13 protein-coding genes and 2 pseudogenes are annotated in these 10407 nt (G+C 26.0%); 10 read left to right on the top strand and 5 right to left on the bottom strand.

The annotated features are described in order from the left end of the window. The 5 genes from FMM56_RS03555 to FMM56_RS03540 all read right to left on the bottom strand — a co-directional run. On the bottom strand, positions 1 to 310 hold a 310-nt coding region (locus tag FMM56_RS03555), incomplete at its 3' end, for a DUF342 domain-containing protein (RefSeq protein ID WP_150207810.1). A 37-nt stretch (positions 311 to 347) separates the two neighbouring features. Further along, positions 348 to 1073 (bottom strand): hypothetical protein, encoded by a 726-nt coding sequence (locus FMM56_RS03550; protein WP_150207808.1) that lies wholly within the window; start codon positions 1071 to 1073, stop codon positions 348 to 350. A 3-nt stretch (positions 1074 to 1076) separates the two neighbouring features. Further along, positions 1077 to 1766: a hypothetical protein gene (locus tag FMM56_RS03545; RefSeq protein WP_150207806.1), complete on the bottom strand. Its 690-nt coding sequence runs from the start codon at positions 1764 to 1766 to the stop codon at positions 1077 to 1079. Between the two features lie 1025 nt (positions 1767 to 2791). After that, positions 2792 to 2914 (bottom strand): hypothetical protein, encoded by a 123-nt coding sequence (locus tag FMM56_RS09190; RefSeq protein ID WP_263312609.1) that lies wholly within the window; start codon positions 2912 to 2914, stop codon positions 2792 to 2794. Further along, a complete protein-coding gene (locus FMM56_RS03540) occupies positions 2896 to 3174 on the bottom strand; it encodes a hypothetical protein (protein WP_150207804.1) in 279 nt (92 codons plus the stop codon). The genes FMM56_RS09190 and FMM56_RS03540 overlap by 19 nt, the downstream gene beginning before the upstream one ends. Before the next feature lie 441 nt (positions 3175 to 3615). Between FMM56_RS03540 and FMM56_RS08670 the strand changes: the two genes are divergently transcribed. The 10 genes and pseudogenes from FMM56_RS08670 to FMM56_RS09175 all read left to right on the top strand — a co-directional run. Beyond that, complete coding sequence (locus tag FMM56_RS08670) at positions 3616 to 3924, top strand: hypothetical protein (protein ID WP_190319011.1); 309 nt, start codon at positions 3616 to 3618, stop codon at positions 3922 to 3924. A gap of 31 nt (positions 3925 to 3955) precedes the next feature. After that, a complete protein-coding gene (locus FMM56_RS09395; protein WP_150140094.1) occupies positions 3956 to 4258 on the top strand; it encodes an HNH endonuclease signature motif containing protein in 303 nt (100 codons plus the stop codon). Positions 4259 to 4327: 69 nt separating this feature from the next. Continuing rightward, on the top strand, positions 4328 to 5017 hold the full coding sequence (locus tag FMM56_RS09185; protein ID WP_263312608.1) for a DNA cytosine methyltransferase: 690 nt from the start codon (positions 4328 to 4330) through the stop codon (positions 5015 to 5017). 47 nt (positions 5018 to 5064) lie between these two features. Beyond that, positions 5065 to 5439 (top strand): DNA cytosine methyltransferase, encoded by a 375-nt coding sequence (locus FMM56_RS09180; RefSeq protein ID WP_263312610.1) that lies wholly within the window; start codon positions 5065 to 5067, stop codon positions 5437 to 5439. A gap of 255 nt (positions 5440 to 5694) precedes the next feature. Then, positions 5695 to 6360, top strand: a pseudogene (gene dcm / locus FMM56_RS03525) (DNA (cytosine-5-)-methyltransferase); the annotation flags it as partial. A gap of 77 nt (positions 6361 to 6437) precedes the next feature. Further along, a complete protein-coding gene (glmU, locus tag FMM56_RS03520; RefSeq protein ID WP_150140085.1) occupies positions 6438 to 7733 on the top strand; it encodes a bifunctional UDP-N-acetylglucosamine diphosphorylase/glucosamine-1-phosphate N-acetyltransferase GlmU in 1296 nt (431 codons plus the stop codon). Next, positions 7730 to 8878, top strand: coding sequence for a bifunctional phosphopantothenoylcysteine decarboxylase/phosphopantothenate--cysteine ligase CoaBC (gene coaBC, locus FMM56_RS03515; RefSeq protein WP_150140084.1), 1149 nt, complete (start codon positions 7730 to 7732; stop codon positions 8876 to 8878). The genes glmU and coaBC overlap by 4 nt, the downstream gene beginning before the upstream one ends. Next, positions 8875 to 9495 (top strand): hypothetical protein, encoded by a 621-nt coding sequence (locus FMM56_RS03510; protein ID WP_223810453.1) that lies wholly within the window; start codon positions 8875 to 8877, stop codon positions 9493 to 9495. Before coaBC ends, FMM56_RS03510 begins: the two co-directional genes overlap by 4 nt. A 3-nt stretch (positions 9496 to 9498) precedes the next feature. Next, positions 9499 to 10167, top strand: coding sequence for a polyprenyl diphosphate synthase (uppS, locus tag FMM56_RS03505; protein ID WP_150151676.1), 669 nt, complete (start codon positions 9499 to 9501; stop codon positions 10165 to 10167). Next, a pseudogene (locus FMM56_RS09175) lies at positions 10164 to 10406 on the top strand (prepilin peptidase); the annotation flags it as partial. The gene uppS and the pseudogene FMM56_RS09175, both read left to right, overlap by 4 nt. Position 10407: the final 1 nt, after the last annotated feature.

Raw genomic sequence — 10407 nt, 5'->3', positions numbered from 1 at the left:
GCTTTAAAGATATTTCATTACTTAAAGCCTTAATTTCATCTTGTAAGGTATTAATTGTGTTTATATTGCCTGTTATATTAATGTTTTCAACCTCTTTTTTTACTTCTTCAAATTGATTTTGTAATTCTTTAAGACCTTCATTTTCTTCTAAATAGGTGGTTATTAATTCTTGTAAAGTTTGACTTATTAATTCATCAAAAGAAGAAGAATCAATACTGTCAAAATTATCAAGTATTATTTTAAGCTGAGTTTGTAACTCAATCAAAGCATTAATTTGAGTTTGTAAAAGTATATTTAAATTTTCATTCATAATAAATCCTTAAAAATAGTTTAAAAATCCTTAAAAATTAAGGATTTTTAGCGCTTTCTATTTCTGTTAAAGCTGTAGTTTTAGCGCTTTCTATTTCTGTTAAAGCTGTAGTTTTAGCGGTTTCTATTTCTTGGCTAAGATTATCTTTAAGTTCGTTAAATTCAATTATAATATTTTCTTTTAACTCATTTAATTCATTTTTAGACCTTTCTACTATTTCATTAATAAGTATTTCATTTTGAGTTTTTAAATCCTTGAAACTTTGAAAAAGAGAGGTTATATCGCTATCAAAGCTTGATAAATCTCCAAAGGCAAGTTCAACCCTTTGCCTTAAATCTTGTAAAATAGTAGCTGAGTTTTGTATATTTTCAAGATAAAAATTAATTTTTTGATAGTCATTTTCTATTAATTCGCTAGGCGTTTTTACAATACTTATAATACTTTCTTTTATTTCGCTATTTGTAAGCAAAGAATTATAAGTTATTTCAAGACTACCATTTTCATTACCAAGGGTTACTTTTAAAGCCTTAAAAGCCTCATTATATTCGCTTATAGTATGAGAAAAAGTAACAGTACCACTTTCATCTATTAAATTATTATATTCGCTATTTAGTGTTAAATTATTAGCGGTTAATGTAATAATAAATTTTGTATTAAGTTGCTCTTCATTTAAATCCTCATAAGAAAAACTTAAGCCACTATCAAATATAGACCCACTAAGGCCTGTATAATTTGAAACCTTATTTAAAATCAAATTTGCCATTTTTTACTCCTTAATTTGTTTTAGCGTATTTTTAAAAATTGTGTTTTCTAGTGTAAATAAATAATTATAAATATTAGCCAATTGCTTAATATTAGAAACTTGTACGTCTTTAATAAGACTTGTTTTGCTTTCTTGTACAAAATGTTTAAAATCAATCTTTTTTAATAAATAATTTGAATTAAAATTTTCAATTAAACTATTAATTGAAAGAATTTGAGCATCAAAGTTATTACTAATTATCTTTAATTTTTCATAATTTTCAGTATCTCTTAAAAGTTCTAAAAGGGCAGCTATTTCATTTTTATGCTCTAAAATAATATTTTTTAAATTATTAACTTCATCACTTATTTTAATAAATTCTTCGCCTTTTTCTTCCATTAAAACACTAGTTTCATTAAGCAAATTTTGTAAGGTTTGAAAATCCTTTTCTTTTTGATTAATTAAGCTTTCAAAATTACTTATTTGTGTTGACATATTTTCTAAATTTTGATTTAAATTATCTTGTAAATTTTTAAGGCTTTCATCATGGCTTAAAAAATTGTTTTCAATATTATTAAAACTCTCATTTAAAGATTTAAAAATATTATACATTTCATTAACGCCAAGCAAGGTTAGTTTAACTTGTTCTAAAAAGGCGTTGTCATTTGCTAAAACTTCTTTAATTTGCTCTTCAATACTCAACTCACTAGCCATTATTACTCCTTTTTTTTTAACTAAGATATTTTAAATTAATGTAATTTTTAAAAAAAGGGTTAAAGGCTTTTTTTGCTTAAAATATTGTGTATAAAAGGCATAATAATATTTTTTTTTAATAATAATATCATTTTTAAAAAATAACCCACCTCGCATGAGTTATTTTTAATTTAAAAAAAAAAAAAAATAACTTACAAGAAAGCCAACCCACAATTTTTAAACCCATTTTGCAACACATCTTTCAAAGCTAAATTTTTAAAATATTCTCTCACAAGTCATAGCTACTCGCACACGATTTTTTAATATTTTTTTTACACCAACGCACACAACCTTAAAAATATAATTATTTTTTAAGTTTTTTTACCTTTTCACGCTACACACAATTTTTAATTTAATATAAAACTTCACCACGCTACACGAAAAAAAAAATAAAAAAACTTACAAAAAAAAAGAAAGCAATTAATAAAAAATGAAAAAGTTAAAAATTAATATAAAATTGCAGGCGCGCTTTTAATTTTAAAAAAATATTTAAAATGCAATTTTGCAAAAAGCCAACCAATTTATATAAAAACCAATCAAGCCCCGACTTTTTTAAGCTTTAATTAAGTTTAAAAGGTTTAAAACCTTAACCAAAAAGAGCAATTTTTATAAAATAAACATTAAAAATAAGCCATTATTATATAAAATTGCAAAAAAATGAAATATTTTTTTAAAAAAACTTGACAAAAAATGCAAAAAAAGATTATAATATTTACAGTTTTTTTAAAATTAGTGGCATATTTTGTGCCATTTTTAAAAAAATATAAAAAAATTGTTATGAAAAAATAGGACTTTAAAGCCTATAAAACCTACTAAAAATTACTTGTAGAATATCTTTTTTAATTTGATTAAAGATATTTATTAAAAAACCACTACTACTTGGTCACAACATAGCTCATTTTATAAAGGATTAAACGCTTCTATCATAAAATCAACCACAGCCCTTGGTGTAAAATATTGTCCTAAATCACCTTTAAAAGTAGTGCTTAAAAATTTTCAAAGGCAATACCTTTAATATCAGCAGAAGTTAAGGAAAGATTATATTTTTCTAATTCCTTGACTATATTTTTAATGGTACTATCTTTTAATTCTATTTTTTCATTTTCCATAAAATTTTATCTCTCGAAAATTCCTTTTTAGTTTGATCAAACATATCTTTAAAAACACTTTCGTTAAAATTTCTACCAGGGTCATTTTCCTTATCTTCTATATATTTTAAAGAAAAAATATTTGTTGTAGGACTTATCTGTTTTAAAGCATTTCTTTCGATATGAACCTTCATAAATAAAACCTTTGCAATCTCATCAAAGGTCTTTGCTGTGTCGTGTTTTTCTGCGTTTCTTATTATATCACGGCATTTATTAAGCACTTTGTTAAATTCATCTTTTTTAAAAACTACTATAGATTTTAATAATCTTTGTCTTTCTTTTTCATCATCATCGTTTTTTTTGTATATCTATAATTTCTTTTACATGACCTATATCTATGTAAACATTATCAGATTTGCATTCTACGATTATAAAAGGATTATTGTTTTTTGCTATATCACTAGCATTTTTTAAATTACTAACTGAATCTCTCTCCGTTGCCTTGTAAGTATTAATTCTTTTTACATTTAATTTAGATTATATTTGTATTCGTTCACTAAAGTACATACAAATTTTTGTATAATTATTTTCTCAGGTCTTATAGTGAACCATTTTTGAATATGAGAATAAATTTGACCTTTTTCATTTGTTTATTTTTACTTTTAATTTTTGCATTTTTTTCCTTTGTAAATTTAATAAATTCTTAAATTTACCAACACCGAATGAAAAAAAGAAACAAAGCAAAAAATATAAATTTGACAGATTTTGCAAATATTTATATCGTAAACGAACATGAAATAGAGTATTTTACAAAATATTATACAAAACAAATTATAAATAAAATAGGAAGAAACATAAGCAAAAACAGCCGTTTTAACTCTCTCTCGTATCAGCAATTTAACGATAAATTAATTCAGCTTCCAAGTTTGACACAATTTATAAATAATCAAATAAAATTAAAAAATCATAAACTTACCATAAATGAACAAATCAAATGTATTGTAAAAAATAGAAATTTCCAAAATGTTTGACGTAATAAATTAGCAGATGAAGTAATAGCCTATACAAAAAAATGGAACAATAAGTTGTCCATTTAGCGGTATTGAGGCAAGTAGAGAAAACTTTTTAATATTATTTAGGGCTTCGCATATAAAAAGTTACAAAAATAGTGATTTAAAAGAAATATATGACATACATAATGGTTTACTTTTATCTGCCAATATGGATGCTTTATTTGATAAACATTTAATAAGTATTGATAACAATAGACGATTAAAACTTTCCTACCTGTTTGGTAATGAAAATGGTAATTTTGCAGACAATCTTTATATATACAATGATAAAAAATATCAAATTTTTTTCTAAACGATCAAAGAATACGTTTTATGTCTTGGCATTATAAACAATTTTTAATCAAAGAACAAAAGAGAAAAAATGCTTAAAATTGCCACAGTTTTTAGTGGAATAGGTGCATTTAAATTTGCATTAAAACGTTTAAATTTTCCACACAAAACAATATTTGCTTGTGACAATAGTGATATAAACTTAACAATAGATTATGATAAAGAATTAAAAACTATTAAATGCTTAAAAAGTCCCAAAGAAAAAGAAGAATATTGTTATAAACTTTATGAAAATAACTCTAAAAAACACAATTTTATTCGTGATACTTACTTAGCAAATTACAAATGTGATTACTTTTTTAAGGATATTAGACTTTTGGATGGGATTGATTTTAAAAGACAAATTGATATCTTAGTAGGTGGGTCACCTTGTCAAAGTTTTTCACAAATTGGTCGCCAAATGGGTCTTAGTGATACGCGTGGGACACTATTTTATGATTATGCAAGAATAATACAAGAAATTAAACCAAAGGTTTTTATTTATGAAAATATCTCAAATTTATTAAGACACGATAAGGGTAAAACTTGGAATATTATGCAAAACGTATTTGGCTCACTTGGCTATGTCTTAAAATATCAACTTTTAGATAATAGAAATTATAATATACCACAAGATAGAAAACGAATTTTTATTATAGCTTTTAAAAACGCACATTTTGCTAATAACTTTAAATTTCCAAAACCAGAAAAACTTAAATTTAGTATGCAAGACTTCTTTTAGATAATTGTAAATTTAGAAATTTTACTAGTGAAAATGGAAAACTTAAAATAAAAAAATCACCTAGTGTTGTAGATGATAAATATTTTTTAAGTGAAAAGTTAAAAGCCTATGTTTTAAGTCCAGGTACTAAGAATTTTTATCATCAAAATGCTAAAACTGATTTAAAAATAGCCCGTGCAATCCTTTCCACTCAAGGTAACTCTCATAGGGCTAGTATTAATAATTATGTAACTACAAATAATAAACTAAGGGTCTTAACAGAACGTGAAGCCTTGAGACTTTTTGGTTTTAGTGATGATTTTAAAATTTGCGTTTCTATGGCTCAATCTAGAAAACAAAGTGGAAATTCTATAGTTGTAGATGTTTTAATAAAACTTTTTCAACAAATCCAACAAAGTGGAGTTTTTAATGAAAATTGTTAGTTTATTTTCAGACATTGGTGGATTTGATTTGGGATTTTTGCAAAATAATTTTAAAATAATTTAGGCTAATGATTTTGATAAATTTGCTGTGCAAACCTATAAAGAAAACATAGATAAAATATAATCTTAGGCGATATTTTAATTCTTAAAGAACAAATTCCACCACACGATATAATACTCGCAGGCTTTCCTTGACAACCATTTAGTTCTCTTGGAAAACAAAAAGGATTTGATGATAAACGTGGAACACTTTTTTATGAAATTTTAGATATTGTCAAAAAAAAAAAAAAAATTATAGTTCTTGAAAATGTTAAAAATTTAATCTCTCATAACAAAAAACAAACTTTCAATACAATGTTAAAATTACTAGATAATTTAGGATATAATTATTTTTATGAGATGTTAAATACTAAAGATTTTGGTTTACTACAACAAAAAACAAGAATTTTTATAGTAGCTATTTTAAGGGAATTTAGCAATATTAAATTTGAATTTCCAAAAGGTTATAAGCTTAAAATTTCAACACAAGATTTACTTGATAAAAATGTAGATAAAAACTATTTTTTAAGTAAAAAAATAGCAAAAACAATACTTAGTTGGGGTAGTGGTGGATATAAAGCTGAACCTAGCATAAATTGTAAGATTAGTAAAACACTAACTGCTACAATGTGTAAAATGCATAGGGCTAGTCAAGATAATTATGTAACCAATGAACTAAATTTTGCAAAATTTAATGATGACAATCTTATAAATGTAAGAAAACTTACTCCAAATGAGTGTAGCAAACTGCAAGGCTTTCCAAATTCATGGAAACAAGTAGTAAGCGATACGCAAGCTTATAAACAATTTGGCAATGCAGTATCTGTAAATGTTTCAAATGCTTTAGCTAAAAATATAAAACAATTCTTAAATTTAAAATAAAAAACTAAATACTTTCTAAATTGCAAAAATATTTAATTTAACTTGCTAAAATATCCTTTATTCTATAAAGGTTTTTTATGCAAAATATAAGTATAGTAATACTAGCTGCAGGGCTTGGGACTAGGATGAAATCAGATGTTCCAAAGGTTTTGCAAAAAATTTCAGATAAAAGCATGATTTGGCATATTTTAGATAAGGCTAATACTTTGAGTAATGATATTAGCGTTATTTTATCACATAAAAAAGAAGAGGTTGAAAAAGAAATTTGTCTTGATTTTAAGGATATAAATTTTATAAGCCAGGATTTGCAAAATTATCCGGGCACAGCAGGGGCTTTAAAAGAATATAAGGCTAAGCACGATAAGGTTTTGATACTTTGTGGAGATATGCCCTTAATACAAAAAGAAACACTTAAAAATTTGATTAACAATGACTCAGATTTAAGCGTGGCAGTGTTTGATACCAAAGATGCAAAAAGCTATGGCAGGGTAATAATAAAAGATAATGAAATTCAAAAAATCGTAGAATTAAAAGATGCAAATGAAGAAGAAAAAAATATAAAAATTTGCAATAGTGGCGTTTATGTGATTAAAACTAGTATTTTAAATGAACTTTTGCCTAAGATTACAAATGACAATAGGGTCGGGGAGTTTTATTTAACAGATATTATAAGGCTTAGCAAGGAAAAAAATTACAATATACTTCCTATTTTTGTTGATGAGTATGAGTTTATGGGCGTTAATGATAAATTTGAATTAAGCGTGGCTGAAAATTTAATGCAAGAAAGAATCAAAAAAAACTTAATGCAAGCAGGCGTTATAATGCAAAATCCAGCTAGTATTTTTATAAGTGCACAGGCTAAATTTATTAAAGAATGCAAAATAGAAGCAAATGTGCAAATTTTAGGAAAAAGCATAATTGAAAACTCCATTATAAAGCATTCTAGCGTTATAGAAGAAAGCGTTATTTTAAACTCAGATATAGGGCCGCTGGCACACATTAGACCAGGTTGTGAGATTTCAAACACTCATATAGGAAATTTTGTAGAATGTAAAAAGGCAAGATTAAATGGTGTTAAAGCCGGACATTTAAGCTATCTTGGAGATTGTGAGATTGATGAGGGCACAAATATAGGCTGTGGGACTATAACTTGCAATTATGACGGGGTCAAAAAGTATAAAACTATAATAGGTAAAAATGTATTTATAGGCTCAGATACGCAACTAATCGCCCCTATAAAAATCGATGATGAAGTGATAATCGCTGCTGGAAGTTGTGTAAGTCAAAATATAAAAAGTGGGACACTATTTATAAATAGGGCAAAAGAAAAGATAGTCAAGGATTATTTTTATAAAAAATTTGGAAAAAAATGAAAACTATTCTTTTAGCAGTTAGTGGTAGCATAGCATTTTATAAAGCTTATGAGTTAATAAGCTTATTTAAAAAAGAAAATTTTAAAGTAAAGGTTTTATTAAGCGAAGGGGTCTTAAAATTTGCTAGTAGATTAAGCTTTGAAGCCTTGTGTGATAGCGTTTTGTGCGTAGAAAATGAAAGCTGGGAAAATGATAATAATCATATTAAATTTAGCAAGGATTGTGATATTATAGTATTTGCACCAGCCAGTGTAAATTCCATTAATAAACTAGCTTATGGCATAAGTGATAATTTATTTATCCAAACCTTAATAGCTAGTTCTAAGCCCTTAATAATAGCCCCTGCAGCAAATTCAAATATGTATAATCATTTTAGCACTCAAATCTCTCTTAAAATTTTAGAAAAAAATAAGGCCATAATCATTAAACCCATAGTTAAAAAACTAGCTTGTAAGGACGAGGGAATCGGGGCTTTAGCTGATATAAAAGATATTTTTAATATAGTCAAAAGACAACTTTTTAAAGAAAAATTTTTTGAAAATAAAAATATTGTTATAACTTGTGGAGGGACTAAAGAAAAGATTGATGATGTGCGATTTATTAGCAATTTTTCAAGTGGAAAAATGGCTAAGGCTATAGCTGATGCCTTTTATTTTTTAGGGGCTAATGTAAGATTACTTAGTAGCGTTGAATTTAAGGCACCTTATGCAGTGTATAATTTTGAAAGTTCAAAGGATTTAAAAAATTTAATTGATAAATTTCAAAATGATGATTTTTTGATAATGGCAGCAGCTGTGAGTGATTTTGTACAAAAATATACAAAGGGTAAGATTAAAAAAGGCAAAGAAAATTTAAATTTAAGCTTAAATTTAAATGAAGACCTACTTAAAAATACCAAATTTAAGGGCATTAAAATAGGCTTTAAAATGGAGCTTGATGAAAAAAACGCCTTAGATAATGCTAAAAAAGCCTTGATTGAAAAAAAGCTGGATATGATTTGTTTAAATATTTTAGGAGATAAAAATAATTTTGGTTCAAATTTTAATCAATTAAGCTTTATAACAAAAAATGATATAAGTACTTCAAAATTAATAAGCAAAGAAGAATTAGGCTATATATTAGCTAGAATGTGTGAAAAATTATGAGTAGTATGATAAACTCGACCCTACCTATTCAAATGAAGGTGCTTGATTCTTCGTATAAGGGGCATTACACACTGCTTTTAAATCACAAAAAAATAAGCACAAAAAGCTTAATTGAACTAGAAGTTGGGGCTGAGTATTTGGCAGAACTTTACACAAATAAGGGTGGCATTTTACAATTTAAAAATCTTAGCAAGAGACCAAATTTACTCCCCTTTGAAGAGGGTTTAAGTGTGATAGTAGCACTTTTAGAAACAAAGATAAATTTTAAAGATTTTGTTATAAATTCTATTTGTGAGTGTAAAAATAGGCAAAAATATCAAATTTTAAAAGAAATGCTTTTTGCAAGTTATGAAAATATCTATCATATTCCCTTTATTTTTGAAAATAAGGCTTGTTTGTTTCAAATGCGAAAAAATGAAAATTTCATAGAACTTTATCTTTATTTTAGTGTTTTTGGGGCTTTAAAAATCATTATTGATAAAAAAGGAGTTTCTATTTTCACACCCTTTTTAAAGGTGCAAAAATTTCTTAATAAACACTTAGAATATAATGTTTTGCATGATAATAAATTAAAACCTTTATATACATTTAAAAAATTATTTGATTTTAAAGGATAGCTAATGAACACGCTTAATCACCTTGCCATTGTAATGGACGGAAACAGACGTTGGGCTAAAGCTAAGGGATTTTTAGCCACGGTTGGCTACTCGCAAGGTGTGAAAACTATGCAAAAGCTTATGGAAGTTTGCATTGATGAAAAAATCTCAAATTTAACCCTTTTTGCCTTTAGTACAGAAAACTGGAAACGTCCAAAAGAAGAAATTCAATTTATCTTTGAACTTCTTAACAGGTGTTTAGAAGATGCCTTGAAGGAATTTAAAAAAAATAATATTAAATTTCATGCTATAGGAGATTTGACCCTTATAGATAAGGATATTAGAAATAAAATTGCTAGATTAGAAGAAGATACAAAGGATTGCAATTTATTATGCGTAAATTTGGCTATTAGCTATGGGGCACGTGATGAGATTGTAAGGGCTGTTAAACGCGTTTTAGAAAAAAATTTAGAAATAAATGAAAAAAATATTAGTGAAAATTTAGACCTTTGTATGGACGTTGATTTAATGCTTAGAGTTGGCAATGCAAAGAGACTTTCAAATTTTTTATTGTGGCAAAGTTCTTATGCTGAAATTTATTTTAGTCAAACCCTATTTCCAGGGCTTACAAAAAGGGAATTTAGAAAGATTATAAAAGAATTTAGGCAAAGAGAAAGGACCTTTGGACGTTGAATTTAGCCTTTCTTTTTGTTTTAAGTTTAATTTTTTCTTCATTTTTCATATGCCTTACAAGTAGATTTTGCGAAAACAAACCCCTATTTTCAATACGCTCTTATTGTTTTTATTGCAATCATAAACTCTCATTTTTTACCCTAATACCCATTTTTTCATATATTTTTTTAAAAGGTAAATGCAAGTACTGTCTCAAAGGTATCCCAAAGATAAATTTTTTAGCCGAAATCATAGGGGTTT

It is taken from the genome of Campylobacter sp. LR264d (genome assembly GCF_008633895.1).
GTDB lineage: Bacteria > Campylobacterota > Campylobacteria > Campylobacterales > Campylobacteraceae > Campylobacter_D.
This window is presented reverse-complemented; position numbering and strand designations above follow the sequence as displayed.

Bases quoted from the DNA above. Each gene is read 5' to 3' on its own strand.
- FMM56_RS03550 (WP_150207808.1), bottom strand. From the start codon at position 1,073: ATGGCAAATTTGATTTTAAATAAGGTTTCAAATTATACAGGCCTTAGT.
- FMM56_RS03545 (WP_150207806.1), bottom strand. From the start codon at position 1,766: ATGGCTAGTGAGTTGAGTATTGAAGAGCAAATTAAAGAAGTTTTAGCA.
- FMM56_RS09190 (WP_263312609.1), bottom strand. From the start codon at position 2,914: ATGGAAAATGAAAAAATAGAATTAAAAGATAGTACCATTAAAAATATA.
- FMM56_RS08670 (WP_190319011.1), top strand. From the start codon at position 3,616: ATGAAAAAAAGAAACAAAGCAAAAAATATAAATTTGACAGATTTTGCA.
- FMM56_RS09185 (WP_263312608.1), top strand. From the start codon at position 4,328: ATGCTTAAAATTGCCACAGTTTTTAGTGGAATAGGTGCATTTAAATTT.
- glmU (WP_150140085.1), top strand. From the start codon at position 6,438: ATGCAAAATATAAGTATAGTAATACTAGCTGCAGGGCTTGGGACTAGG.
- coaBC (WP_150140084.1), top strand. From the start codon at position 7,730: ATGAAAACTATTCTTTTAGCAGTTAGTGGTAGCATAGCATTTTATAAA.
- FMM56_RS03510 (WP_223810453.1), top strand. From the start codon at position 8,875: ATGAGTAGTATGATAAACTCGACCCTACCTATTCAAATGAAGGTGCTT.
- uppS (WP_150151676.1), top strand. From the start codon at position 9,499: ATGAACACGCTTAATCACCTTGCCATTGTAATGGACGGAAACAGACGT.